Genomic DNA, 26209 nt, shown 5'->3' with positions numbered 1-26209 from the left:
AGCGGGTCACCGGCTCAGGACGGATCGGGCTGCCGCCAGCCCCGACGCGATGCACGCCGGGATCCCGACGCCGTCGTAGGCCGCCCCGCACAGGGCGAGCCCCGGCGGCAGCTCGCGGGTGGGCGCGAGACGCGAACGGTGGCCCACGGCATACTGCGGCAGTCCTCCTCCCCACCGCTGCACGTGCGTCGCGACGGGAGGCGGAAGCCCCGGGCCGAGGACGGTGTGCAGGTCGGCGAGCGCGACAGCGACGAGCTCCTCGTCGGAGCGTTGCAGGGTCGCCTCCTCGCGGTGGCGACCCACCGAGGCCCGGAGGAAGGTGCGCTCCGGATGCGCGGCGGCGAGCCACGGCCACTTGACCGAGCTGAAGGTCGACGCCTTGATGGTGAGCGGCTCGGTCGGCGGGACGAGGAAGCCGCTCCCGTCGAGAACCGGGGGCGGCGGACCCTCGAGCGCCAGGGTCACGATGGCCATGGAGGCGTACTCGACGCCCGCGAGCGCCACGGCTGCCGCCGGAGCGACGTCCTTCAGCAGGCGGGAGGCCGGAGCGGCGGGGACGGCCACGACGACGGCGTCGAACCGCTCGTCGACGACGTCGGTCGTCGGCCCGGTCGACACGACCCAGCCCGCACCGTCGCGGCGCAGAGCCCGGGCCATCGCACCCGTGCGGACCCGGACGCCGGCGGTCGCGAGCGCACGCTCCAGCACCTCCGGCAGCGTGCCGAGACCACCGGTGAGCGAGGCGAAGACGGGGCGCCCCACCAGGGGCCCGCTCGTCCCGGCCGGGGCCGCGCACCGGGCCACCTCGAGCAGTGGACGGCCCTCGTGCGCCGCGGCCGCCAGCGCGGGCACCGCCTGCTCCGCGGAGATCTCACGGGCGTGACCGGCGTAGACGCCGGCCAGCAGCGGCTCGACGAGCCTGTCGGTCACGGCGGCGCCGAGTCGGGCGTCGACGAGCTCTCCCACCGAGATGTCGCCCACGACGGGGTCCCCGACGGTCTCGTGGGAGAGGCGCTCGACCTCGGCGTCCGTCAGGAGGCCACGCACCGACTCGGGGTCGGAGGGCACACCCATGAGCGTGCCCCGCGGCATCGGCCACCGCCGGCCCCTCGAGACGATCGCGGCGCCGGCGGGGCCGGGGTGCGTGACGAGGTCGTCGACGCCGAGCTGCTCGAAGAGCGTCAGCGCCTCCGGTCTGCGCGCCAGGACCGACTCGGCCCCGACATCGATGCGGGTGCCCCCGACCTCCTCGAGGCGCAGCTTGCCGCCGAGGCGGTCGGAGCCTTCGAGGAGCGTGACGGAGACGTCGCCGTCGACGCGGCCCAGCTCCCAGGCGGCCGCGAGTCCGCTGATCCCACCACCGATGACTGCGACCGTCCTGACCATGTCGCCACTCTCCCACCCCGCCTGCGGCGGTTTGTCCGTGGGCCGGGCGATGAGCGAGGGTTGAACGCATGGGTACACCCGCGCTGCTCGTCGCCCAGCCAGCCGTGCCGCCCGGCACGGAGATGTCCGGGCTCGTCGGCATCGCCTACCGCGTCATCCAGAGGCTCGGTGAGTGGGGTGTGGGTGCCCTGACGTTCCTCGAGACGGTCGTCCCGCCCATCCCCAGCGAGGTCGTGCTCCCGCTCGCCGGCTTCATCGCGCGGCAGGGAGGGCTCGAACTGACCCTGCTCCTCGTGACGAGCACGCTGGGCTCCTACCTGGGAGCCCTCACGCTCTACCTCATGGCGGCCAGGCTCGGGCAGGAGCGCGCCATCGGCGTCATGGCCCGGTTGCCCCTCGTCGACCGTGACGACTTCGAGCGCGCGACCGTGTGGTTCACCGAGCACGGCAGGCGTTCCGTCTTCGGCGGCCGGCTCGTCCCGGGTGTGCGCAGCCTCGTCTCCCTGCCGGCCGGCGCCATCCGCATGCCGCTCCCCCGCTTCACGGTCTTCACCGTCGCCGGGAGCGCCCTGTGGAACGGGCTGCTCATCGGTCTCGGCTGGGCGCTCGGCTCCCGCTACGAGCTCGTCGACCAGTACTCGTCGGTCCTCGACTGGGTCGTCAGGGGCGCCGTGGTCGCCCTCGTCGGGTGGCTGGTGCTGCGGCGCATCCGCCGCGGCTGACCTGCGTCCTCGGCAGCTGCTGCCGTCACCCCGGGTGAGCGGACTGGGTCATCGCAACGATCGGCTCGTCCTGCGTGTCTCTGGAGACAAGCACGTCGCCATGATCGCCGCACGCACCCGGGCACCACCATCAGGTTCGGAGCGGAGGGTGACCCGTCGGAAGGTATGCCATGACCGCAGCGTCCCACCTGCCCCAGCTGCCAGGCCTCACGTCCCGTCCTCCCGGACGGCGCCGGCTCATCGCCGTCCTCGTACTGGTCGTGGCCGTGCTCGCCCTCTCGGTTCCGTTGGGCCTCAAGGCCCTCCACGGGTCGTCGTCCTCCAGCTCGGAGGCGCGGTCAGCCGGGTCCTCCGGGTCATCAGCCGGTGCGGGTGACCGCGGTGCCGTCACCGGCAACGGTGTCGCCGGGACCGTCGTCAGCCCGCAACCCGACGCCAACGCCGGCGCCAAGGCTCCCTCGGCCGATGCCGGAGCGCCGCAGGGCACCGGGCTCGGGAGCTCGGTCGCCGTCATCGAGTCCAAGATCGCCCGCTCCGCGTGGCTCGGGATCAAGGTCAGCGACCTCGCGGGCTCGGCGGCCCGCGTCCGCGTCGTCGCCACCGACGCCGGTGGGCAGGTGACGTCCGAGAACGTCGTCACGTCTGCCGACCCGACCGGCGGCCCCAGCGGGTCGGGCGGCGTCGACCCGCGCTTCGAGTCAGGGACGACGGTGCCGGACATCGGGGTGGACGAGGCGCGTCTCGTGCTGAGCGTTCCGGCCAAGGCCCTGGACGACGTGCTGACCCGCCTGTCCGCGGTCGGGACGGTCAGCTATCGCTCGTCCCAGTCGCAGGACGTCACCGACACCTACATCGACACCAAGTCGCGCATCCAACCGATGCGCGACGGGATCGAGCGCGTGCGTGCCCTGCTCGCCAAGACGACGGACCTGCAGCAGGTCATCACGCTCGAGAGCGAGCTGAGCCGCCGCCAGGCCGACTTGGACTCGCTGGAGCAGCGCCTGGCGAAGCTGGACGCGATGACGACGATGAGCGACGTCACGGTCACCCTCTGGACCGATGCGACGACGCCCGTCCAGACCGACAACGGATTCACCGGTGGTTTGCGCACGGCGTGGGAGAGCCTGCTGGGCTCGCTCACGGTCATCCTGACCGGGCTCGCCGCACTCCTGCCCTGGCTCGTCCTCCTCGTCCCGCTCACCCTGCTGGGCCTGCGGATCTGGCGTCGCCGCAGCGCAGGTATACCGCCGGCGGCCTCCCCGACGCACGGAGTCCCCGCAACCCCTGCCGCGACGGTCCCTGCCGGACCGGTGCCTGAGCCGCCGACCGCCGGGTCCTCGCCGGCCGGTCCCGGGGCCCCGTCGTCGGGCGACTGACGGCCCTCGCGTGCGTCAGCGGCTCGGTCAGCGACCGAGCCGCTGGCGGACCAGGTCTGCCACCTGGCGGACCTCGCGCACGTGGAGCGCGTGGGCGATGCCGAGGTAGATGACGCCGAAGACGAGGCCGACGAGGCCGATCTCCAGGGCGCTGGCGAACATCCGCTTGAGGGCGGAGGACGAGCTGTCGATGGCGGCCCCGGTGATCGGATGCAGCACGAGCGTGACCCCCCAGGCGACGAGACCGGCCACCGCGGCGGCGACGCCCACGCGCGATGCGGTGACGAGACCGCTGGCGAGGCCGAGGGGCCCGACGCGTCGCCGCAGCAGGAGGAGGCCCACTCCCGAGCTGACGACGTTGCCGACCGTCTGGCCCATCGCCATGATGCCGATGGCCCAGACCGGGTTGATGAAGAGCGTCACGGCACCGGCCAGGGCACTGATCCCCGTGAGCAGGACCTGCATGACGACCGTCGGCTTGCCGTCCTCGAGGGCGAAGAACATCCGGTAGCAGAGCAGGTCGAGACCGAACGGCACGAGCCCGAGGATCATGATGATGAGCACGCTGGCCGACACCTCGACGGAGCGGGTGTCGATGCCGGGGTTGAGCAGGGCCACGATCGGGTTGGCGAGCACGATGACCGCGACCATGATCGGCACGTTGGCCACGAGCGGCATCGCCAGGCCCGTGCGGAAGTCCCGTCGCAGGCCGGCCTTGTCCCCGGCCGCGGCAGCCGCCGAGAAGCGCGGGAAGAGGGCCGTGATGATCGAGACGGTGATGAAGGCGTGCGGCAGCATGAAGAGCGTGAAGGCGATGCTGTAGGCCATCGGTCCTCGTGCCGCGCCCTCCAGGCCGAGCTCGTTGGCCTGGGCCGTGGCGTTGTTGAGCACGCCCTGGCTGATGAAGAAGCCGACCTGCGACACGGCCAGACCGCTGAAGGCCCAGAGGGCGAGCCTGCTGACGCCGCCCAGGCCGACACCGCGCAGGCCCCACCGCGGCCGGTAGTGGAACCCGGTGCGACGCAGGGCCGGCACGAGCGAGACGGCCTGCACGACGACCGCCAGGGTCGCCGATCCCGCGAAGAGCCAGATCATCGGCCCCGTCCACTCCGTCGGGGCGCGCGGGCTCTGGTGCCCACCCGGTCCGTCGCGGTCCCCCCTTCCGAAGACGATGAGGAAGAGCACGAGGCCGGCCACCGCGACGACGTTGGCGATGAACGGCGCCCACGCGAAGGCACCGAACCGCCCCCGCGCGTTGAGGATCTGCCCGAGCAGGGCGAAGAGGCCGTAGAAGAAGATCTGCGGGAGGCAGATGAGTGAGAAGGCGAGCGCGAGGTCCTTGAAGTCGGGCGAGGAGCTGCGCGCCAGCAGCCACACGAACCCACCGGCACCGGCCATGACGAGGACGGTGATGAGCGCCATCCCCGCCAGGGCGACCGTGATGACGCGGTCGGTGAACTCCTGCCCACCGTCCTCGAGCTTCATGGCGCGCGCGAGCGACGGGATGAGCACCGCGTTGAGGATGCCGCCCGCTGCCAGCACGTAGAGCACGTTGGGGAGGGTGTTCGCCAGGGAGAACGCGTCACCGGCCAGCTGGGCACCGATGATGGCGGTGATGAGGCCGTTGCGCACCACCCCGAGGACGCGAGACGCCACAGACCCACCGAGCATGGTGAGGCTGGAGCGAGCGACCGACGGAGCCGCTGTCGTCATCGGCGGCTCGAGCACTCGTGGACGAGCGCAGTGACCCTGGTGAGGACGTCGGGGTCCACGTTGGGCAGCACGCCGTGGCCGAGGTTGAAGATGTGCCCCGGTGCGTGCCGGCCCTCCTCGACGATCTCGCGGACGCGGCGCTCGAGGGCGTCCCACGGCGCGAACAGCAGGGCCGGGTCGAGGTTGCCCTGCACGGCATACGTCGGCCCGAGACGCTCCACGGCGTCGGTGAGCGACACGCGGTAGTCGACGCCGACCACCTCGGCCCCTGCAGCACCCATGAGGGCCAGCAGCTCGCCCGTGCCGACACCGAAGTGGATGCGGGGGACGTCGAGGTCCTCGACGGCTGCGAGGGCGACCGCGGAGTGCGGCATCGCGCGCGCGGCGTAGTCCGCCTTGGACAGCGCGCCGGCCCACGAGTCGAACAGCTGCACGGCGCTCGCGCCGGCCTGTGCCTGCACGCGCAGGAACGCACCGGAGATCTGGGCGAGCCTGGCGCACAGGGCGTCCCACAGCTCGGGGTCGCCGTGCATCAGCGCCTTGGTCTTCTCGTGGTTCTTCGAGGGGCCGCCCTCGACGAGGTAGGAGGCGAGGGTGAACGGCGCACCGGCGAACCCGATGAGCGGGATGTCGCCGAGCTCACGGACCAGCTGCTGCACGGCCTCGGTGACGAAGGGAACGTGCTCGGGCGTCAGCGGGACGAGCTGGTCGAGGTCCGCGGCCGTGCGGATCGGTCGGGCCACGACCGGCCCGACGCCCGGAACGATGTCGAGGTCGACGCCGATGGCCTTGAGCGGCACGACGATGTCGCTGAAGAAGATGGCCGCGTCGACGCCGTGCCGACGCACCGGCTGCAGGGTGATCTCCGTGACGAGGTCGGGGCGCATGCACGACTCGAGCATCGGGATGCCCTCGCGCACGGCGCGGTACTCGGGGAGGGAGCGACCCGCCTGGCGCATGAACCACACCGGAGTCCGGGTGACCGACTCGCGGCGCGCAGCGCGGACGAGGTCGCTCTGGCGGGTGGCTGGCGGGGCGGTGGTCGGCACCGGTCAATCCTGCCACGACGGCCGGGGGTGGCCGCGCCACGCGCGTCCGGCGCGCCCTGAGGACAGAACGACCGAGTCCGGCATACCCTCATCTGGTGCACACGCGAACGTTGCCGGGCAACCACGGCGCGGTATTCGCACGGACGCTCAGCGCCCTGCGAGACGTCCGTCTGCGCTCGGAGGTGCGCCTGACGGAGGTGCCGGCGCCCACGCGCATCGCCCCGTATGCCGCAGCCCTGACCGCCGACGTGATCGACATCGCCGACCCCGAGGACGACCTGGCCACCGGTCGGTTCGTCGTGCTGCACGACCCGGCGGCCCCTGACACCTGGGACGGGCAGTGGCGCATCGTCACGTTCGCGCGGGCCGAGCTCGAGCCCGAGCTGGCCGGTGACCCGATGCTCGGCGCCGTCGGCTGGTCCTGGCTCACCGACTCGCTGACCAACCGCGGCCTCGGTTGGACGGCGGAGGCGGGCACGGTGACCCGCGTCGTCAGCGAGAGCTTCGCCGGCCTGGCCGACCGGGAGGCGAGCGTCGAGATGGAGATCCGCGCCTCGTGGACGCCGGTGGGCGGAGACGCCGCCGAGCACCTGCGCGCCTGGGCAGACATGCTGTGCACCATCGCCGGCATCCCTCCCCTGCCCGACGGCGTCGTCCCCCTGCCGGGGCAGCGACGGTGACGGCAGAGCCGCACGAGCCCACCGACGACCTCGACGCCGCTGCCGCCGACCTCGCACCAGATCTCGCCCCAGATCTCGCCCCGGAGCTCGTCCCGCTGACCCACCCCCGCGACGGGGTGCCCGACGTCGTCGTCGACGAGCGCATGCTTCTGCGGGCTGCCGAGGCCATCGGGGCAGGCACCGGCCCGGTCGGCATCGACGCCGAGCGGGCGTCGGGCTACCGCTACGGCCAGCGTGCCTACCTCGTCCAGATCCGCCGCGAGGGCTCCGGGTCCTGGCTCATCGACCCGATCGCGTGTCCCGACCTCTCCCCCGTCGGCGAGGCGATCGGCGACGCCGAGTGGATCCTGCACGCGGCGACCCAGGACCTCCCCTGCCTGGCCGAGGTCGGCCTGCGGCCGAGGTCGCTCTTCGACACCGAGCTCGGCGGCCGCCTCGCCGGGCTCCCCCGCGTCGGCCTCGGGGCGATGGTCGAGCACTACCTCGGCCTCCAGCTCGCCAAGGAGCACTCCGCGGTCGACTGGTCGGTGCGACCGCTCCCCGAGCCCTGGCTGCGCTATGCCGCCCTCGACGTCGAGGTGCTGGTCGACCTGCGTGACGCCGTGGCGGCCGAGCTGACGTCGCAGGGCAAGATCGCCTGGGCCAGGCAGGAGTTCGAGCACCTGCTCGACTTCGCCGGACCCGAGCCACGGGTCGACCCGTGGAGACGCACGTCCGGCATGCACAAGGTGCGCGGTCGGCGCGGGCTGGCCATCGTGCGTGAGCTGTGGCTGTGGCGTGACGCCGTGGCCCAGCAGCGCGACACCTCGCCCGGACGAGTCCTGCCCGATGCAGCCATCAGCGAGATCGCCATCGCCAACCAGCGGGCGACCAAGCCGCCGCGCACGGTGGGGTCCGCCGAGCCACGGCTCGCCCGGTCGGTGCGGCGTCACCAGGAGGCCATCATCGAGGTCGTCGCCCGGGCACTCGAGCTGCCCGAGACCGACCTGCCCGTGCTGTCCCTGCCGCCGAGCGGGCCACCGCCGCCCAAGGCGTGGGCCGACCGCGACCCCGTCGCTGCTGCCCGTCTGGCCCGGGCCCGAGAGCTGCTCGGCGCGGTCTCCGAGGAGCTCGCCGTGCCCGTCGAGAACCTCCTGACTCCCGACCTGCTGCGCCGTTATCTCTGGGAGGGTCCGGCCGCCCCGACGACCGCCGATGTGGCTGACGCCCTCGCCGCGATGGGCGCCCGACGCTGGCAGACGACGATCACCGCGCCGCTCATCTCGCTCGCGTGCGGCGAGAACCCACCCGCCTGACCCAGCCACTCCGTCGGGTGGCTCCACCTCACCCCGGTGAGGCACCGGGCTCGGGCCCACGGGTTGCGCGACCACTGGCGCGGCGGTGGTGAGGATGGTCACCCATGGGCCCGTTGGCCCTGAAGTTACCCGGCAGTAGTCTCGGTGTGACCGCCCCAGAACCACATCAGGAGGCACTGTGCCCCGCGCACTCAATGAGGTCGTCTTCGTCGACGGCGTCCGCACGCCCTTCGGCAAGGCCGGCGACAAGGGCATGTACGCCCAGACCCGGGCCGACGACCTCGTCATCCGGTGCATCCGCGAGCTGCTGCACCGCAACCCCAACCTGCCCAAGGACAAGGTCGAGGAGGTCGCCATCGCGGCGACGACCCAGATCGGCGACCAGGGCCTGACGCTCGGCCGAACCGCCGCCCTCCTCTCGGGCCTGCCGAACACCACGCCGGGATACTCCGTCGACCGCATGTGCGCCGGCGCCATGACGGCCGTGACCAACACCGCGAGCTCGATCGCCTTCGGCGCCTACGACATCGCCATCGCCGGCGGCGTCGAGCACATGGGCCGCCACCCGATGGGCGAGGGCGTCGACCCCAACCCGCGCATCGTCGCCGAGAAGATCGTCGACCCCGACGCGCTCGTCATGGGCAAGACGGCCGAGAACCTGCACGACCGCTTCCCGCAGCTGACGAAGCAGCGCTCCGACGCCTTTGCCGTGGGCAGCCAGGACAAGCTCGCGCAGGCGTATGCCGACGGCAAGATCCAGCGCGACCTCGTCACCGTGGCGACCCGTCACGCCGAGCTCGGCTGGGGGCTCGCAACCGCCGACGAGCCGCCGCGGCCCGGCACGACCGTCGACGACCTCGGGCAGCTCAAGACCCCGTTCCGCGCCCACGGCAACGTCACCGCGGGCAACGCCGCCGGCCTCAACGACGGTGCGACGGCCTGCCTGCTCGCGTCCGAGCAGGCCGCGACGGATCTCGGCCTGCCGGTCCGGATGCGTCTGGTGTCCTTCTCCTTCGTCGGCGTCGAGCCCGAGGTCATGGGTGTCGGTCCGGTCCCCGCCACGGAGAAGGCCCTCACCAAGGCCGGCCTCTCCATCGACGACATCGGCCTCTTCGAGCTCAACGAGGCCTTCGCCGTGCAGGTGCTCGCCTTCCTCGACCACTTCGGCATCGCCGACGACGACCCGCGCGTCAACGAGTACGGCGGCGCCATCGCAACCGGACACCCGCTCGCCAGCTCCGGGGTCCGCCTCATGACCCAGCTCTCTCGCCAGTTCGAGGAGCACCCCGAGGTCCGCTACGGCCTGACCGCCATGTGCATCGGCATCGGCATGGGCGGCGCCGTCATCTGGGAGAACCCGCACCACGCCGACTACGTGGCCTCGGCCGAGAAGGAGGAGGTCGCATGACCGCCACCACAGAGAAGACAAGGACCGCAGCCGACTTCGCGACCGAGGTCGTGACGCGCACACCGGTGCACGACGTCGCGCTCCCGGGTCACGCCGGGACCCTGGCCCTCATCACGCTGGACAACGGCTTCGACCACACCAAGCCCAACACGTTCGGGCCGCAGTCGATCGCGGGCCTGACCGCGACGATCAGCCGTCTCCGGGAGCGCGCCGAGGCCGGCGAGATCGTCGCCGTCGCCGTCACCGGCAAGCCGTTCATCTTCGCCGTGGGCGCCGACCTCACGGGCGTGCCGTTCATCGGCTCACGCGACCAGGCGCTCGAGATCGCCCGAGCCGGCCACGCGGCATACGCAGCCTTCTCCGACCTGCCGGTCCCGACGTTCGCGTTCGTCAACGGCGCGGCCATGGGCGGCGGCGTCGAGCTGGCGCTGTCGGCGACCTACCGCACCATGAGCGCGGGCGTCCCGGCCGTCGCGCTGCCCGAGGTCTTCCTCGGCCTCGTCCCCGGCTGGGGCGGCTGCTGGATGCTGCCCAACCTCGTCGGCATCGACAAGGCCCTCACCGTCGTCATCGACAACCCGCTGAGCCAGAACCGGATGCTGAAGGGTGTCGACGCCTACAGGCTCGGGATGGCCGACGCGCTCCTCGAGCCGGCCGACTTCCTCGAGGAGTCGGTCGCTTGGGCCGCCCGGGTCCTCTCCGGCGAGGTCACCGTCGAGCGCCCCGAGGTCGACCGCGACGAGACGGCGTGGGACGCGGCGATCGCGAAGGCCAGGGGCCTCGCCGACGTCAAGACCGGACGACAGGCCAAGAGCCCGTATGCCGCGCTCGACCTGCTCGCCGCCGCGCGCACCGCGACACGCGAGGAAGGCTTCGCCGCCGAGGACGAGGTGCTCGCCGACCTGCTCATGAGCGACGAGCTCCGCGCCGGGCTCTACGCGTTCGACCTCCTGCAGAAGCGCGCCAAGCGTCCCGCCGGGGCGCCCGACAAGACCTTGGCCCGTCCTGTGACGAAGGTCGGCATCGTCGGTGCCGGCCTCATGGCCAGCCAGCTCGCACTGCTCTTCATCCAGCGCCTGCAGGTGCCGGTCGTGCTCACCGACATCGACGACGAGCGCGTCGCCAAGGGTGTCGGCTACGTCCACGCCGAGCTCGACAAGCTCGCCGGCAAGGGACGGCTCAACCCCGACAGGCTGAACCGCTACAAGGCCCTCGTCAGCGGGTCGACGAGCAAGGACGGCTTCGCCGACGCCGACTTCGTCATCGAGGCCGTCTTCGAGGAGATGTCGGTCAAGCAGCAGGTGTTCGCAGAGGTCGAGGCCGTCGTCTCGGCGGAGTGCGTGCTCGCCACGAACACCTCGAGCCTGTCGATCGCCGAGATGGCCTCGACGCTCGAGCACCCGGAGCGGGTCGTCGGCTTCCACTTCTTCAACCCCGTCGCCGTCATGCCGCTGCTCGAGATCATCCCGGGTGAGCGCACCGACGACGCCACTCTCGCAACGGCGTTCGCAGTCGGGAGGTCGCTGAAGAAGACGTGCATCCGGGCCGCGGACCGCCCGTCCTTCATCGTCAACCGGCTCCTCGGCCGGTTCATGGGCGAGGCCGCGAAGATCCTCGACGAGGGCACGCCGATCGAGGTCGTCGACCGCGCCTTCGCCGGGCTCGCGCCGATGCCGCCCTTCGTCCTCATAGGGCTCGTCGGGCCGGCCATCGCCCTGCACAACGGCGAGACGCTCGTGCGGGCGTTCCCCGACCGCTTCTACGCCTCGCCGACGCTCCAGCGGATCGTGGCCGCGGGCAAGCGTGGCTTCTACGACCTCAGCTCTGGTCGCCCGGTCCTCGACCCCGAGGTCGCCGAGCTCATCGAGAAGCCGGCCGAGCCGGTCGTGCTCGACCTCGCGCAGGTGCGTCAGCGCGTGCTGACGGTCCTCGCCGACGAGGCCCGCCGCATGCTCGACGAGGGCGTCGCGCAGGCTCCGATGGACATCGACCTCGCGATGATGACCGGCGCCGGCTTCCAGTTCTGGAACGGCGGCATCACGCCTCTGCTGGACCGCACCGGTGTCGCCGAGGCGGTGACGGGCGCGCGATTCCTGCCTGACGGCGTCGCCAACGCCCGGCGCTGACCCGCCGCCGACCCGGGACGCCTGCCGCTCGGTCCGCCCTCGCAGTCGCACGCACTCGACGCGCGCAGGGGGCGGGCCTGGCGGCCGCCGGCCGGTCAGGCCAGCAGATGGGCGGTGAGCCCACGTTCGACGAAGGCGCTGAGCTGCTCGGGCGTCCACCCGGCCACGGTCACGAGTCTCTCGTAGAACGTCGTGTAGAGCAGCAGCACGTCGCGGGCCTGGTCCGCGGACACGTCCTCTCGCAGGTAGCCGCCGTCGACGAGGTAGGCCGCGTTGTGCGCCATACGAGACGCCCGCTCGCCCTCGATCCGGGCGTACAGCTCGGCGGCCTCGTGGTCGACGGCTGCCGCCTTCTCGATGAGTCGGTGGACGGGATCGCCGACCGCGCCCACCTCGGCGGCGAGGCGGGCCCAGTTCCGGATGATGGTGACGCCGTCGGTCGCCGCCCGAGAGCCGGCATCGCTCCGGAGCTCGGCATGGGTCGACCCGGTGCCGGCCAGCGACCGGTCCCAGACCGCCTTGAGCAGGCCGGCCTTCGAGCCGAACCACTTGTAGACGCTCTCGACGGAGACATCGGCATCAGCCGCCACCGCAGCGACGGTCGTCGCGCTGAAACCGTGCGCGAGGAAGCGCGCCCTGGCAGCCTCGATGACGGCGCCACGACGCTCGTCCGCACGGGCCCGACGGCGCGACGCGTCGTAGCGGCGACGAGGCCGGTCAGCGCTCGGGCCCTTGACGGAAGCCGACATCAGGAGCACCCTTTCAATCAGATACAGCAAACTGTATCGAATAGAAGGGGAGTCATCATGGACTCGACTCGCACTCCCTCCGAGCTCTTCGACGAGCTGGTCGCAGCGACCAACGACCACGATGTCGACCGGCTCGTCGACTGCTTCGCCGACGACTACGACCTGACGGATCCGGTCCACCCGGCGCGGTCGTTCACCGGGTCGGCGCAGGTGCGCAAGAACTGGACGACGATGTTCACAGCCGTGCCCGACGTCCACCTCGACGTGCAGGACCACGTCGTCACGGACACGGGCTTCTGGCTCGAGGCCTCCCAGGTCGGGAACCGACGGGACGGCATGCACCTGGAGATGCGCACGGTCTTCATCGCCGCCGTCGCCGACGGGCTGATCACCAGCGCCCGCATGTATGCCGCGCCGGTGGAGCCGGGCGGTCCCGACATCGACGCCGTCTTCGCGGCCATGGCGGGAGCCGTCCGCACGGACCCATATCGCTGACCGGAACGGCCCAGCATCCGGCCGCGCGGGGCGATTTGCCATAACTCATATATGAGTTAGCCTCGACGGGTGCCTCAGACCTACCTGACCCGGATCGGCGGACTCATCCGCGACGCGCGACGCCACAAGGGCATGACCCAGTCGGACCTCGCGGAGCTGCTCGGGACGTCCCAGGGCGCCGTGACCCGCATCGAGCAGGGCAAGCAGAACCTCAGCCTCGACATGCTCGCCAAGATCGGTGACGCCCTCGACTCCGAGTTCGTCTCGCTCGGCCACTCCGGCCCCCAGCACCTGCGCATCGTCGGCGGCCAGAAGCTCACCGGCTCGATCGACGTCAAGACCTCCAAGAACGCGGCCGTCGCGCTCCTCTGCGCCGCGCTGCTCAACCGCGGCCGCACGACCCTGCGCAACCTCGCCCGCATCGAGGAGGTCAACCGCATCCTCGAGGTGCTCGCCTCCATCGGCGTCCGCACGCGCTGGCTGCCCGACAGCAGCGACCTCGAGATCATCCCCCCGGCCCAGCTCAACCTCGACGAGATCGACGTCGCGGCCGCCCGCCGCACCCGGACCGTCATCATGTTCCTCGGCCCGCTGCTCCACGAGCTCGAGAGCTTCCAGCTGCCGTATGCCGGTGGCTGCGACCTCGGCACCCGCACCGTCGAGCCCCACCTCAGCGCACTGCGCTCGTTCGGCCTCGAGGTCGCGGCGACGCACGGCTTCTACGAGGCGCGCTCGGACCGGTCGGTCAACCCCCAGCGTCCCATCGTCCTCACCGAGCGCGGCGACACCGTCACCGAGAACGTCCTCATGGCGGCTGCCCGCCATGCCGGCACCACGGTGATCCGCAACGCCAGCCCCAACTACATGGTCCAGGACCTCTGCTTCTTCCTCGAGAAGCTCGGCGTCCGCATCGAGGGCATCGGCACGACCACCCTGACGGTGCACGGCGTGGCGGAGATCGACGTCGACGTCGAGTACTCCCCCAGCGAGGACCCGATCGAGGCGATGAGCCTCATCGCGGCCGCGGTCGTCACCGACAGCTCGATCACGATCCGCCGCGTGCCGATCGAGTTCATCGAGATCGAGCTCGCGACCCTCGACGGCATGGGCATGAAGTACGACCTGACGCCGGAGTACACCTCGGCCAACGGCAAGACCCGCCTCGTCGACCTCACGACGATCCCCGGGCCGCTGCAGGCCCCCACGGACAAGATCCACCCGATGCCGTTCCCCGGCCTCAACATCGACAACCTGCCCTTCTTCGCGCTCATCGGGGCCGTCGCCGAGGGCAGCACGATGATCCACGACTGGGTCTACGAGAACCGCGCGATCTACCTCACCGAGCTGACCAAGGTCGGCGCGAAGGTGCAGCTGCTCGACCCGCACCGCGTCATCGTCGAGGGGCCGACCCGCTGGCGCGCGGCCGAGGTCGTGTGCCCCCCGGCCCTGCGTCCCGGGGTCGTCGTGCTGCTCGCGATGCTCGCGGCTCCCGGAACGTCGGTCCTGCGCAACGTCTACGTCATCAACCGCGGCTACGAGGACCTCGCCGAGCGACTCAACGCCCTGGGCGCCACCATCGAGGTCTTCCGCGACATCTGACCGGCGCAGGCAGGCTCAACGGGCGCCGGCGGTGAGACCCGGTGGTGAGCGCGGTCCACATGGGATCGGGGGTTTTGTGTTCGGCCACCACACAGGTGGCTCGAACACCTCTCCCTAGTCTTCCCGCATGCCCGACGCCCGCAACGACGCCCGCGCCGACGACCCGGACTCCCTCGGCGTCCCGACGCCGGCCAACCGACCCATCGACCTCACCGGGCGGACGGCCCTCGTCACCGGAGCCGCGAGCGGCATCGGCGCCAGTGTCGCGCGCGCACTCGCCGGCGCCGGGGCCAAGGTGCACGCCGTCGACCGGGACGCCGACGGTCTCGCCGCGATGGCCGAGGGTTGCGACATCGCGACGATCACCGCGGACCTCGCCGACCTGGACGGCCTGGCCGACCTGCCGACCGAGGTGGACATCCTCGTCAACAACGCCGGCATCCAGCACGTCAGCCCTGTCGAGGAGTTCCCGCTCGAGAGGTTCGAGTTCATCCTCGACCTCATGCTCGTCTCCCCGTTCCGGCTGATCCGCCAGAGCCTCCCCCACATGTACGACCGCGGCTGGGGCCGGGTCATCAACATCTCGAGCGTCCACGGCCTTCGGGCGAGCGCGTTCAAGTCGGCCTACGTCACCGCCAAGCACGGCCTCGAGGGCCTGTCCAAGGTCGTCGCGCTCGAGGGCGGCCCACACGGCGTGACCTCGACCTGCATCAACCCGGCCTACGTCCGCACGCCTCTCGTGGAGAAGCAGATCGCCGACCAGGCCCGCAGCCACGGCATCCCGGAGTCCGAGGTCGTGGAGAAGGTCATGCTGGCTCCGGTCGCCGTCAAGCGCCTCGTCGAGCCCGACGAGGTCGCGGCCCTGGCACTCTTCCTGTGCGGCCCCGCGTCGGGCTCGGTGAGCGGGACCTCCTTCTCGATGGACGGTGGCTGGACCGCGCACTGAGCGCGAGCGCCACGCACCGCCACCGACTCCACCCGCCTAGGATCTGCCCGTGGTCACCCGCAGCGAGACGTCGACAGCCGACCAGGTCATCCACCTGCTCCAGCTGCTGGCGGCCGACGCCCCGGTCGCCGAGATCGCGGCCGCGGAGGCACCGGCCGAAGCACGCGATCTCGCGTTGCGGATCACCGGTGCCCGCGAGGTCCACCAGCACCGCGAGGCCGGACTGGCGGCCCTGCTCGACACCGCCCGGGAGCTGGCGACCGAGAGCGACCCGGGATCGGTCCTCGACGCCATCGTGCGCCGAGCCCGCCGGCTCGTCGGCACCGACCTCGCCTACCTCACCCTCTACGACCCCGAGGCCGGCGACACCTTCATGCGCGCCACCGACGGCTCCGTGTCGGCGGTCTTCCAGTCGGTGCGCCTCGCGCTCGGAGCCGGTCTGGGAGGCCTGGTCGCCTCGACGCACAAGCCCTACTGGACCGCCGACTACTGGGCGGACGAGCGGTTCCGGCACACGTCCGACATCGACGGCGCGGTGGGCGAGGAAGGCATCATCGCGATCTGTGGGACGCCGCTCATCGTCGAGAAGCACTTCGTCGGGGTCCTCTTCGCCGCCAACCGCTCGTCGCGTCCGTTCACGCGTGAGGAGGTGGGGCTGCTCGGCAACCTGGCGACCCTCGCCGCCGTCACCCTGGTGCAGACGCGAGCGCTCGCCGATGCGGAGAACGCGCTCGCCGCGCTCTCCGACGCGCACGAGACGGTGCGCCACTACGCGGACGGTGTCGAGAAGGCGGCCGCCGCCCACGACCGCTTCGCCTCACTCGTGCTCGGTGGCGGCGGGGTGGACGACATCACGCACGCCCTGGCCGAGCTGCTCGGCGGCTGGGCGGTCCTCGTCGACGAGAACGGCAGCCGACACAGCGCGGCGGGGCCGGCCCCGGAGCCCGACGCGTCCGGTCACGACCCGGTCGCGGCCCTCGATGCCCTTCCGGGTCTCGGCACCGGCCGCCTCGTCGAACGCGACGGCATCTACGCCGTGGCCGTGACAGCCGCACGCGAGCGGCTGGGCACGATCTACGTCGGTGGCCTGATCCTCGGCGACTCCGACCAGCGCACGGTCGAACGGGCCGGGGTCGTGACCGCGCTGGTGCTGCTCTTCGAGCGTCAGGCTGCGGATGCCCGACAGTCGGCCCGCAACCGCCTCGTCAGCGACCTCGTCAGCAGGCGTGGGTCGCGCGAGGAACGGCTGTCGCTGGCCCGGGCGGTCGGCTTCGACCCGCAGAAACCATTCTCGCTGCTCGTCCTCCGCGGCGAGGAGCCCGGCGGTCACCGGGCCCTGCTCATCTCGGCGAGCGCGGCCACGGGCGAGTCCTCGCTGGTCGGTGCGCACGACGGCGACGTCGTCGCGCTCGTGCCCGGCACCGATGCCGACGGGTTGGCACGGGCGGTGGCCGCGCGCATCGGCAAGCGCACCTGCGTCACGGTCGCCGGTGCCGGCCCGGTGCGCGACGTCGACGGCATCGCCGAGGCGCACGAGGAGGCACACCGCACGGTCGGTGCCCTCATCGCACTCGGTCACCGCGGCAAGGGCGCCGCCGCGACCCAGCTCGGCTTCGCCGGGCTCATCGTGGGGTCCGACCCTGACGTCGACGACTACGTGCGCAAGCTGCTCGGTCCCGTCCTCGACTACGACGAGCGACGTGGCACCGACCTCGTCGGCACGCTCTCCGCATACTTCGCGGCGGGCGGCAGCCCACGTCACGCGGCCGGCACGCTGCACGTGCACGTCAACACCGTGTCGCAGCGGCTCGAGCGGATCACGGCTCTGCTCGGGGAGTCGTGGCAGCAGCCCGACCAGTCCCTCGAGCTGCAGATCGCGCTCCGCCTCCGGGCGCTGCAGGCCCCGGCCTGAGCCCGCCGAGCCGTCTGGGCACCGGCGCGCGCACGGACGAGCGCACGGGCCTCAGGGCACGCGCGTCACCGACGGGAAGCTCCACGTCCCGTCGAGGATCTCGCTTCGGGGGCGGTAGAGCCGCACGAGGTAGTTCCACCCCTTCTTGATGCCGAGGCAGTTGGGGCGTCCGTCGTCGCACCCGCCGAAGTGAACGGTGACAGCCCGGTCCGGGTCCCGCTGCGCCGTCAGGTTGTTGACACTCACGACGCTGCCGTCGTCGTCGAAGTAGCCGTGCGAGTTGTAGAGCGAGATGGACCAGAACCCGTCGACGGGGACGTCGCGAACCGTCAGCTGGTACTCCCCCACGGACGGGCCGGGGTCGACGTTGACGTAGGTGGCCTCACTCGAGGGGAGCCCACCCCAACCGGCAGCCGGGTCGACGAGGTGCCGCACCGGGTCGACGTCCTGGCGGGGGCCGAACGCCCTGTCGAACCCGCGGTAGCCCTTCGCGAGCGCGAGCAACCCCGAGCGCGTCCGGTCCAGAGACGCGGCGTCGTAGTCCGGGAACGTGAACGGCCGGGCCGCCGCCGCCGACAGCGCGATGCGGTCCTGAAGCGCGTTCACCGCCGCGACGTCCTCGGTGTCGTAGCGATCGGTCGTCAGCTCGTGGTCGCCGGGCTGGTTGACGCCGCCGGCGTCCGCGAGCACGGCGGCGAACATCCGGTCGGTCTCGGCCCTGACGAAGGTGTCTGCGTTGACGTGTTGGTCGCTCATGAGGGCAGTCTCGGAAGAGAGACCACCCCCCGGCATCACCCGCTGACGGTGAACCGGTGAGCCCTCCCTCAGCCCGCGAGCAGACGGTCGAGCGCGTCCGCCACGGCAGCGACCCCGCGGTCGCCCAGGATCACGTCGTAGTGGTTGGCGTCGACCTCGGTCGTGCGCACGCCGTTCGGCAGCTCGAGTGCCGCCAACCGTCCCTCGTCGTAGAGCCCCTGCGGCTCGTCGAGCAGCCCGCGCCGGGCCCAGACCAGCTCGGCCCGGACTCCGAGCGACACGGCCGTTCGCAGCCCCGAGTGGGTCTCCCGGTCGGCCATGACGTCGGCGCCGTCGGCTCGGATCGCCTCGAGCACGCACGTGCTGTGCCACTGACCGTCGGACGGGTCCTGCACGAGGTCGTGCTCGATGTAGGCACGCGCAGCGTCGCCGCCGGGTCCGGTCAGGACCGGCCCGAGCGCGGGGTGGGCCGACCAGAAGGCGAGGTATGCCGCGGGGTCGGCGAAGCGCATCGACAGCCGGTCCATGGCTGGTCCGATCACGGACCGGAGCGCGGCGTCGACGTCGAGGTCCTCCGGTACCGGGAAGGCGAGTCCGCCGTCGACGAGAACGGTGGCGGGGAAACGGTCGGGGTGCCGGGCCGCAGCGAGCGCCGTGATGAACGCGCCCATCGAGTGGCCGAGGAGCACTGGTGCCGATCCGAAGACCGTGGCGATCGAGGTCAGGTCGTCCACGTGCACGCCGAGACCGTACGGGCCGGGAGCCGAGCGGCTGTCACCGCGGCCGCGCAGGTCGGGGGCGAGGAAGCGAACCGCCCCGGGGCCGTGGCGCCGGCCGATCTCGTCGGCGACCCGCCCCCACGAGAGGCCGTTGGCGGTGATGCCGTGGACGGCAAGCACGACGGGCGCGTCGGAGGCGGGTGTCCCGAGGCTGAGGTCGTGGATGGCGAGGCTGCCCTCCGGCAGCTCGATCACGAAGGCGGACGGTGTGGTGCTCATCGGGACCCTGACCTCCTGATCAGTCTCCCGCCGAGGCCGGTCAGGCCCGAGGGAGCGAAGTAGACCACGACGATGAAGAAGACGCCGAGGATGAAGAGCGGCTGCGAGAGCACCTGACGCACGACGTCGGGCATCCCCTGGAGGAAGCCGGCGTTGCTGACCTCGACGAGCCGCGCGTCGGCGTAGGTGTAGAGCACCCCGCCCAGCAGGGCCCCCCACCGGCTGCCGGCCCCGCCGAGCACCACCATGACGAGGAGGGAGAGCGTGAACTCGGAGGTGGTCAGGTGCGGGTTCGAGCCACCGAGCACGAGGGCGTGGACGACGCCACCGAGAGCGCCGAGGAACGATCCCACGACGAGCGCGAGCAGCTTGACCCGGTAGGTGCCGAGGCCGAGCACGGCGGCCCGTTGTTCGTTCTCGCGGACGGCCGCCATGGCGTGGCCCGCCCGCGAGTGCACCAGCACGGTGACGGCCACCCAGGCGACGACGACGAAGCCGAGGGCGAGCCAGTAGCGGTAGGGCGCGTTGGCCACCCCGACGAGCAGGTCGGGCACGGCGTCGCGGTCGAGGGGGCGACCCTCCTCACCACCGGTGACTCCCCCGGGGTTGCGCATGACGATGATCGACGCGGCCTGCGCGAAGGCCAGGGTCACCATCGCGAAGGCGATGCCCCCGACCCGGAGGGCGACGGCACCCACGACGAGCGCGAGCAGGGTCGACAGACCGAGCGCCGCGAGAAGGGCCAGAGGGAGGGGCAGCGCCCAGGTCGAGAGCGAGATGGTCAGCAGGTAGCTCCCGGCTGCGACGAACAGCGCGTGCCCGAAGCTGAGCAGGCCGGTGCGACCGAAGAGGACGTCGTAGCTGAGGGCGATGCCGCCGATGACGAGGCACGTGGCGAGCAGCTGGAGTGAGCCGGGGCCGTTGACCCGCCCGGGGAGGATGCCGGGCAGCTCGACGGGCACGTAGGGCAGGTAGCCGAGCACCACGAGGACCACGAGGACCGGCACGGTGCCGAGCAGACGACGCGGCCCGCGGGCTCGCGCCACCTCCTCGTTCCGTGGCGCGGCGGTGGTGTTGCCCACGACGACGACGTCGGTGGGTGTATGCGTGGTGCTCGGCTGTGCGGTGGATCGTTCGGTCACGTGGTCGGTCGGCGGCGTCATGCCGTTGCTCCCTTCAGGGAGGTGGGACGGAGCAGGAGCACCACGGCGAGCAGCAGCACGACCGAGAGGTCGCCGACCCCGCTCGCCGCGTAGTAGTTGGCCAGCTGCTGGACGAGACCCACCGCCACGGCAGCCACGGCGGTGCCCGTCAGCGAGCCCATGCCGCCGATGACGACGACGATGAAGGCGAAGATGAGGAGCGAGCCACCCTGGGCCGGGGACACCGCCCCGGCGTACTGGGAGTAGAGGACTCCGGCCAGACCTGCCGCGGCGCCACCGAGGGCGAAGACGACGGTGAAGGTCCGGTGGACGTTGATGCCGAGTGCCTCGACCATGGTCCGGTTCTCGACGCCCGCCCGGATGACGAGTCCGAGGCGCGTCAGGTGCAGCAGGGCGAGGAGCCCGCCGAAGAGCAGACCGGCGACGAGAACGTAGACGAAGCGGTCGTTCGGCAGCCGGGCGCCGAGCACGTCGGTCGTCCCGCTCATCCAGGCAGGCTTGTCGATCGCTCTGGGATCGGCGCCCCAGATGCCCTGTGCTGCAGCCACTCCCGCCAGCGACAGGCCGACGGTCACGAGCACCTGCTGGATGTGGTGACGGTAGAGGGGGCGGATGAGCACCACCTCGACGACGAGACCCACCAGGGCCCCGACGCAGACGGCCGCCACGATCCCGACGATGAGCCGCCCCACCACGGGCCAGTCCGCGGGCAGGGCGCCCATCGTCAGCCAGGCGGCATACGCCCCTGCGGTCATGAACGCGCCGTGAGCGAAGTTCAGCACGCCCATGAGGCCGTAGATGAGGCTCAGCCCGCTCGCGGCGATGAAGTAGAGGGCGCCCAGGCCGAGTCCGGTCGCGAGCAGCAGGACGAGGTCGCTCATGCCGCCCCCTCCCGCCGCATCGAGACCCCGAGCAGCTCGCGCGTCAGGTCGACGTCGGCCACGAGCTCGGCGGCCGCCCCGCGGTGCACGACCTGGCCCGCGTCGAGGACGACGACCCGGTCGGCGATCCGTCGCACCAGCGGCAGGTTCTGCTCGACGAGCAGGACCGGGGTGGTCCGCGCCACCTCCGCGAGCACGTCGGCGACCTCCGTGACGAGCTTGGGCGCAAGGCCCTTGGTCGGTTCGTCGATGAGCAGGAGCGCGTTCTCGCGCAGCAGCACCCGGGCCAGCGAGACCATCTGCTGCTGGCCGCCCGAGAGGGTGCCCGCTCGCTGTCCACGACGCGCGACGAGGTCCGGGAAGAGCCGACCGACGACCGGGGCCTCGACGCCCTCGTCGGGGGCGACCAGTCGGAGGTTCTCGTCGACGGTCAGGCCACCGAAGACCTCGCGGTCCTCGGGGACGTAGCCGATGCCACCCCGGACGATCCGAGCCGTTGTCATGCTCTGGATCTCTCTGCCCTGCAATCGGATCCGGCCCGCCCTGGGAGCCAGACCTATGATTGCCTTGAGGGTCGTGGTCTTCCCGACGCCGTTGCGTCCCAGAAGGGCGGTGACGCCGGTCGCAGGCACGTCGAACGAGACACCCTGCAGGATGTGCGACCCGCCGTAGCGGACGTGGACGTCGTCGAGCTCCAGGACCGGAGGGGACTCCGTTGCGCTGCGGGTCGACGGGCTCTGTTCGGTCACAGTGCTTCTCCCAGGTAGGCCTGCTGGACCCGCTCGTCGGCGGTCACCTCGGTCGGCACACCGACGGCGAGCAGCTGCCCGTGGTGCAGCACCGCGACGCGGTCGGCGAGACCGAGCACGACGTGCATGTGGTGCTCGACCATCGCCACGGCGACGCCCGAGTCGCGCACCTCGCCGATGATCTCGGTCAGCCCGTCCACGTCCTCGGCCGACACCCCCGCCATCGGTTCGTCGAGGAGCAGCACCGCCGGCTCGGACGCCAGGGCCATGGCGAGCTCGAGCTTGCGACGGTCGCCGTGCGAGAGGTCACGGGCCAGCGTCCGCACGCGACCCGGCATACGCACCCGCGTGAGGAGCGACTCGATCACCGTCGAGGTGGCCGAACCAGCGGCACGGAACGGCGAGAACGGCGCCGTCCCCGCCGCCTGCACCGCCAGCCGTACGTTCTCCCCCGCCGAGAGCCCGTCGAAGAGGGCCGACGTCTGGAACGACCGCGCCAAACCCATGCGGGCCCGGCGCGTCGCGCTCGATCCCGTGACGTCCCTGTCCTGCAGCGTGATCCGGCCACTCGACGGACGAGTCACCCCGCTGAGGATGTTGACGAACGACGACTTGCCCGCCCCGTTGGGACCGATGATGCCGAGCAGCTCACCGGCCCCCACCGTCAACGACACGTCGTCGAGGATATGGGCGCCGCCGACCTTCCAGCCGACCGCCTCTGCACTGATCACGACGGAGGGTGTCCGATCACTTGAAGGGGGTGACGGGCGGTGCCACGACGTCGGCACCGAGCGTGTCCACGAGCTGCGGGACGACGTTGGCGCCGTCCTTCAACGTCGCCGTGAACATCGGCTGCAGGAGCGCGTGGTCCTCGGCGCGGATCTCGAGCGACCCCTTGGGACCGTCGAACTTCCAGCCCTCGAGCGAGGTCACCATCTTCTCGACGTCGCCGCCGCCCGCCTCGAGGGCGTGCACGATCATCTGGCCGGCCACGAACCCGTCGTTGGTGAACAGGTCGACGGTGGCACCCTGCTTCTTCAGTCCGGCGTCGAGCGCCTGGTAGGCCGCGTTGTCGGCGGCACCCTCGAAGAAGTGCGAGAGGAAGTTGATCTTCGTCGCGACCTCGCCGAAGAGCGGATGCGTCGCCTTGATGTCGAGTCCCGTGACGACCTTCGTGGAGTCGAAGACCCCCTGCTGTCCCAGCGTCGTCCACATCGCCGTGGCGTTGGCGCCGGCCCAGGCGACGAAGAGCAGGTCCGGGGCGGCGCCCTTGACCTTGGTCGCGAACGGGGTCAGGTCGGTGGCGGCGGCAGGCACCTCGACCGAGCTCACCGTCGCGCCCTTGGCACCGAGGACGGCGGTGACGGCAGCGACGTTGGCCTTGCCGAACGCGCTGTCCTGCGCGAGGACCGTCACCTTCTTGCCCTTGACGTCCCCGAGGATGCTGCCGGCGGTCGCGACGTCCTGGTAGGTCTGGCGACCCGAGCGGAAGGTGTAGCGGTTGGCGCCCGTCACCGCGTCGGCCGCCGCCGGGCCCGAGATGAAGAGCACCTTGTTGTCCTTGGCCAGCGGCGCCACCTGCAGTGCCACGCCGCTCGAGGTCGAACCGGCGATGATCGTGTTGCCCTGGCCGATGAGGTCGGTCGCCGACGCGACGGCCTTGGCCGGGTCGCCGGCGTCGTCCTGCTCGGTGATCTGGATCGTGTGCCCGGCGACCGCGCCGGTCCCCTTGGTGGCGTAGTCGATGCCGGCCGTGAGGCCCTGGCGGTACTGCGCGCCGTAGCTCGCGAGCGGGCCCGACTTGGAGTAGACGAGCCCGACCTTGTACGCCGCACCGGAACCGCCCGTGGCGCCTCCCGTGCCGCCATCGGCAGCCGGCGCTCCCGGCTGCCCGGGCGAGCCGCAGGCCGCGACCGACAGCGTGATCATGACGCTCGCGAGCGCGAGACTCCACCGCTTGGACACCGATGTCCTCCACCTCTGGCGGGCGCTCGCGCCTTTGCTGCAACGAGATTCGTTGACGCCCAACCGTTTCGGCGAAAGTAGTTCAGCCTCGAACGGACGTTGGTGGGACCGGAGACCACAAAGACGCAGGCGGCATGTGGCTCGCCGCCACTCAGTCCGGCGCGGAACGCTCGCCGGAGTCGGCGCCTCCCCCTGTCTCTCCCGCGGCACATCTGCTCGGCAGCGAGGTGTCACAGGACGGGCTGCTGTCTCGTCTGGATGGGTGTACGCAGGATTCGAGCGAAGGAGGAGACCATGAGGGTTCTGGTGGCGGGAGCGACCGGTGCGATGGGGCGGCAGCTGGTGCCGCGTCTGGTGCGAGCCGGACACGAGGTCCACGGGATGACCCGCAGCGAGTCGAAGCAGGCGCTGTTGCGCGGGCTGGGAGCGGTGCCGGTGGTGGCTGACGCGCTCGACCCCGACCAGGTCGCGCGGGCGGTCGCCGAGGCGCACCCGGAGGTTGTCGTGCACCAGCTGACCTCGATCGGGCCGATGGACATGAGGCACTTCGACCGGGCGTTCGCCCAGACCAACCGGCTACGGACCGAGGGCACCGACCACCTGCTCTCGGCGGCCCGCGCGGTCGGGGTGGGGCGTTTCGTCGCCCAGAGCTTCTTCGCCGGCTACGACCGGGTCGGCGATGCCGTGAAGTCCGAGGACGACCCGTTCGGCACCGAGCCGCCGGCTGGGATGGAGCAGACCGTGGGCGCCATCCGGCACGTCGAGGACAGCGTGCTCGCCGCGTCGTGGACGCAGGGCATCGTGCTGCGGTACGGCGGGTTCTACGGCCCGAACACCTCGCTCGGCGCCGGTGGCGAACAGACCGAAGCCGTCCGCCGGAGGAAGTTCCCCGTCGTCGGTGACGGCGGTGGGGTGTGGTCGTTCATCCACATCGCCGATGCGGCCGACGCGACCGTGGCCGCCATCGAGCACGGCGCGGCCGGCGTCTACAACGTCGTCGACGACGAGCCGGCGACCGTGGCGACGTGGCTGCCGGTCCTCGCCGACTCATTGGGCGCCAAGCCGCCGATGCGCGTGCCACGCCTGGTCGGGAGGCTCCTGGCGGGCGAGACTGGCACCGTGATGATGACCGAGCTGCGGGGCGCATCCAACGCCAAGGCCAGGCGCGAGCTGGACTGGACCCCGACGCACGCCACGTGGCGTGACGGCTTCCGGGAGCTGGGCGCGCAGGCGCGCGCCGAGAGCGGTGCGGCGGCGTGACCGACGAGAAGGGCTCGCCGGCAGGGGCTCCCGACCGGGAGCAGCTGCTGGCGGCCCTGCGGCCCGTGGCCTTCGGCATCGCGTACCGGATGCTGGGGAGCGTCACCGAGGCGGAGGACGTCGTGCAGGAGGCGCTGCTCCGGGTTCACCGCGCGCTCGAGTCGGGCGAGCAGCTCGAGTCTCCGCGGGCCTTCACGGCCACCGTGACGACGCGCCTCGCGATGGACGAGCTGCGGTCGGCGCGCGTGCGCCGCGAGCGGTACGTCGGGGACTGGCTCCCCGAGCCGATCCTCACCGACGGCCAGGGGGCCGGGCAGGACCCGGCCCGGGAGGCGGAGACCGCCGACTCCCTGTCGATGGCCTTGCTGGTGCTGTTGGAGAGCCTGTCGCCGGAGCAGCGGGCGGTCCTGCTCCTCCACGACGTGTTCGGCTACGGCTACGGCGAGGTCGCGGCGATCGTCGGCAAGGGCGAGGCGAACGTGCGCCAGCTCGCGGTGCGCGCCCGACGACACGTCGAGGACCAGCGACCACGGTTCACGACGACTCCCGAGCAGCAGAGCGAGCTGGCGAGCCGCTTCTTCGCCGCAGCCAGGACGGGCGACCTTGCCGCCCTCGAGTCCCTGCTCGCACACGACGTCGAGCTCGTCGGAGACGGTGGGGGCAAGGCGCCCTCGCTCGCGCGTTCGCAGCACGGCCGCAGCCGGGTCGCGCACACCCTCACCAACTGGCTGCGGGCGCTGAGCCGCCTGCCCGAGATGGAGATCCGGCTCACCGAGGTCAACGGTGACCCCGGCGCGACGTTCCTCGTCGAGGGCAGGCTGCTCGCCGTCTGGGCTCTCGACATCCGCGGCAGCCAGGTCGCGGGCGTCCGCGCGGTCGTCAACCCGGACAAGCTCGTCCACCTGGGCCCGGTCGGCGACGCCAACGCCCTCATCCGTCGGATGGGCGGCGTTCGACCCGGCAGCTGAGATCCTCCCCGGG

Annotated in this window: 23 protein-coding genes; 12 read left to right on the top strand and 11 right to left on the bottom strand. The window is 71.7% G+C overall.

The window, feature by feature from the left end:
• Nucleotides 1-6: 6 nt before the first annotated feature.
• Nucleotides 7-1386: a protoporphyrinogen oxidase gene (gene hemG / locus ABD831_RS19640; RefSeq protein WP_344950801.1), complete on the bottom strand. Its 1380-nt coding sequence runs from the start codon at nucleotides 1384-1386 to the stop codon at nucleotides 7-9.
• Between the two features lie 68 nt (nucleotides 1387-1454).
• Here hemG and ABD831_RS19635 point away from each other — a divergent pair, with 68 nt between their 5' ends.
• Nucleotides 1455-2108 (top strand): DedA family protein, encoded by a 654-nt coding sequence (locus ABD831_RS19635; RefSeq protein WP_344950798.1) that lies wholly within the window; start codon nucleotides 1455-1457, stop codon nucleotides 2106-2108.
• A 170-nt stretch (nucleotides 2109-2278) separates the two neighbouring features.
• Nucleotides 2279-3484, top strand: coding sequence for a DUF4349 domain-containing protein (locus ABD831_RS19630; RefSeq protein ID WP_344950795.1), 1206 nt, complete (start codon nucleotides 2279-2281; stop codon nucleotides 3482-3484).
• Between the two features lie 27 nt (nucleotides 3485-3511).
• On the opposite strand, the gene murJ is transcribed toward ABD831_RS19630, so the two are convergent.
• On the bottom strand, nucleotides 3512-5140 hold the full coding sequence (gene murJ, locus ABD831_RS19625; protein WP_344950792.1) for a murein biosynthesis integral membrane protein MurJ: 1629 nt from the start codon (nucleotides 5138-5140) through the stop codon (nucleotides 3512-3514).
• A 53-nt stretch (nucleotides 5141-5193) separates the two neighbouring features.
• The gene (hemE, locus tag ABD831_RS19620; RefSeq protein WP_142177796.1) at nucleotides 5194-6246 is read right to left on the bottom strand and encodes a uroporphyrinogen decarboxylase; all 1053 of its coding nucleotides are present in this window, start codon (nucleotides 6244-6246) and stop codon (nucleotides 5194-5196) included.
• 95 nt (nucleotides 6247-6341) lie between these two features.
• Between hemE and ABD831_RS19615 the strand changes: the two genes are divergently transcribed.
• The 4 genes from ABD831_RS19615 to ABD831_RS19600 all read left to right on the top strand — a co-directional run bounded on the left by ABD831_RS19615 (nucleotide 6342) and on the right by ABD831_RS19600 (nucleotide 11755).
• The gene (locus tag ABD831_RS19615) at nucleotides 6342-6926 is read left to right on the top strand and encodes a DUF3000 domain-containing protein (protein WP_344950787.1); all 585 of its coding nucleotides are present in this window, start codon (nucleotides 6342-6344) and stop codon (nucleotides 6924-6926) included.
• Complete coding sequence (locus tag ABD831_RS19610; protein ID WP_344950784.1) at nucleotides 6923-8221, top strand: HRDC domain-containing protein; 1299 nt, start codon at nucleotides 6923-6925, stop codon at nucleotides 8219-8221. Before ABD831_RS19615 ends, ABD831_RS19610 begins: the two co-directional genes overlap by 4 nt.
• Before the next feature lie 178 nt (nucleotides 8222-8399).
• Complete coding sequence (locus ABD831_RS19605; RefSeq protein ID WP_344950781.1) at nucleotides 8400-9629, top strand: thiolase family protein; 1230 nt, start codon at nucleotides 8400-8402, stop codon at nucleotides 9627-9629.
• Nucleotides 9626-11755, top strand: a complete 2130-nt coding sequence (locus ABD831_RS19600) for a 3-hydroxyacyl-CoA dehydrogenase NAD-binding domain-containing protein (protein WP_344950778.1) — start codon at nucleotides 9626-9628, stop codon at nucleotides 11753-11755. The genes ABD831_RS19605 and ABD831_RS19600 overlap by 4 nt, the downstream gene beginning before the upstream one ends.
• Before the next feature lie 95 nt (nucleotides 11756-11850).
• Here the strand turns inward: ABD831_RS19600 and ABD831_RS19595 are convergent, their stop codons facing one another.
• Nucleotides 11851-12504, bottom strand: coding sequence for a TetR family transcriptional regulator (locus ABD831_RS19595; protein WP_344950775.1), 654 nt, complete (start codon nucleotides 12502-12504; stop codon nucleotides 11851-11853).
• Between the two features lie 57 nt (nucleotides 12505-12561).
• On the opposite strand from ABD831_RS19595, the gene ABD831_RS19590 reads away from it, so the two are divergent.
• The 4 genes from ABD831_RS19590 to ABD831_RS19575 all read left to right on the top strand — a co-directional run bounded on the left by ABD831_RS19590 (nucleotide 12562) and on the right by ABD831_RS19575 (nucleotide 17456).
• Nucleotides 12562-12999, top strand: coding sequence for a nuclear transport factor 2 family protein (locus ABD831_RS19590; RefSeq protein ID WP_344950772.1), 438 nt, complete (start codon nucleotides 12562-12564; stop codon nucleotides 12997-12999).
• Nucleotides 13000-13068: 69 nt separating this feature from the next.
• Complete coding sequence (locus tag ABD831_RS19585; protein WP_142177789.1) at nucleotides 13069-14598, top strand: UDP-N-acetylglucosamine 1-carboxyvinyltransferase; 1530 nt, start codon at nucleotides 13069-13071, stop codon at nucleotides 14596-14598.
• A gap of 127 nt (nucleotides 14599-14725) precedes the next feature.
• A complete protein-coding gene (locus ABD831_RS19580; protein WP_344950766.1) occupies nucleotides 14726-15544 on the top strand; it encodes a 3-hydroxybutyrate dehydrogenase in 819 nt (272 codons plus the stop codon).
• Between the two features lie 49 nt (nucleotides 15545-15593).
• A complete protein-coding gene (locus tag ABD831_RS19575) occupies nucleotides 15594-17456 on the top strand; it encodes a helix-turn-helix domain-containing protein (protein WP_344950763.1) in 1863 nt (620 codons plus the stop codon).
• Nucleotides 17457-17507: 51 nt separating this feature from the next.
• Here the strand turns inward: ABD831_RS19575 and ABD831_RS19570 are convergent, their stop codons facing one another.
• The 7 genes from ABD831_RS19570 to ABD831_RS19540 all read right to left on the bottom strand — a co-directional run bounded on the left by ABD831_RS19570 (nucleotide 17508) and on the right by ABD831_RS19540 (nucleotide 23968).
• Nucleotides 17508-18212, bottom strand: a complete 705-nt coding sequence (locus ABD831_RS19570) for a DUF1214 domain-containing protein (protein ID WP_344950760.1) — start codon at nucleotides 18210-18212, stop codon at nucleotides 17508-17510.
• A gap of 68 nt (nucleotides 18213-18280) precedes the next feature.
• Nucleotides 18281-19210 (bottom strand): alpha/beta fold hydrolase, encoded by a 930-nt coding sequence (locus ABD831_RS19565; protein ID WP_344950757.1) that lies wholly within the window; start codon nucleotides 19208-19210, stop codon nucleotides 18281-18283.
• Nucleotides 19207-20373 carry a branched-chain amino acid ABC transporter permease gene (locus ABD831_RS19560; protein ID WP_344950754.1) on the bottom strand — a complete coding sequence of 389 codons (1167 nt, stop codon included), beginning with the start codon at nucleotides 20371-20373 and terminating at the stop codon, nucleotides 19207-19209. Before ABD831_RS19560 ends, ABD831_RS19565 begins: the two co-directional genes overlap by 4 nt.
• Nucleotides 20370-21254, bottom strand: a complete 885-nt coding sequence (locus ABD831_RS19555; protein WP_344950749.1) for a branched-chain amino acid ABC transporter permease — start codon at nucleotides 21252-21254, stop codon at nucleotides 20370-20372. The genes ABD831_RS19560 and ABD831_RS19555 overlap by 4 nt, the downstream gene beginning before the upstream one ends.
• A complete protein-coding gene (locus ABD831_RS19550) occupies nucleotides 21251-22003 on the bottom strand; it encodes an ABC transporter ATP-binding protein (protein WP_344950746.1) in 753 nt (250 codons plus the stop codon). The genes ABD831_RS19555 and ABD831_RS19550 overlap by 4 nt, the downstream gene beginning before the upstream one ends.
• Entirely contained in the window at nucleotides 22000-22734 is a 735-nt protein-coding gene (locus ABD831_RS19545) for an ABC transporter ATP-binding protein (RefSeq protein ID WP_344950743.1), read from the bottom strand. Before ABD831_RS19545 ends, ABD831_RS19550 begins: the two co-directional genes overlap by 4 nt.
• A gap of 16 nt (nucleotides 22735-22750) precedes the next feature.
• Nucleotides 22751-23968, bottom strand: coding sequence for a substrate-binding domain-containing protein (locus tag ABD831_RS19540; protein ID WP_344950740.1), 1218 nt, complete (start codon nucleotides 23966-23968; stop codon nucleotides 22751-22753).
• A 294-nt stretch (nucleotides 23969-24262) separates the two neighbouring features.
• On the opposite strand from ABD831_RS19540, the gene ABD831_RS19535 reads away from it, so the two are divergent.
• On the top strand, nucleotides 24263-25228 hold the full coding sequence (locus tag ABD831_RS19535; protein ID WP_344950735.1) for an NAD-dependent epimerase/dehydratase family protein: 966 nt from the start codon (nucleotides 24263-24265) through the stop codon (nucleotides 25226-25228).
• Nucleotides 25225-26196 carry an RNA polymerase sigma factor SigJ gene (sigJ, locus tag ABD831_RS19530; RefSeq protein WP_344950732.1) on the top strand — a complete coding sequence of 324 codons (972 nt, stop codon included), beginning with the start codon at nucleotides 25225-25227 and terminating at the stop codon, nucleotides 26194-26196. The genes ABD831_RS19535 and sigJ overlap by 4 nt, the downstream gene beginning before the upstream one ends.
• Nucleotides 26197-26209: the final 13 nt, after the last annotated feature.

This window comes from Terrabacter ginsenosidimutans, from assembly GCF_039539425.1.
GTDB classification, from domain to species: domain Bacteria; phylum Actinomycetota; class Actinomycetes; order Actinomycetales; family Dermatophilaceae; genus Terrabacter; species Terrabacter ginsenosidimutans.
This window is presented reverse-complemented; position numbering and strand designations above follow the sequence as displayed.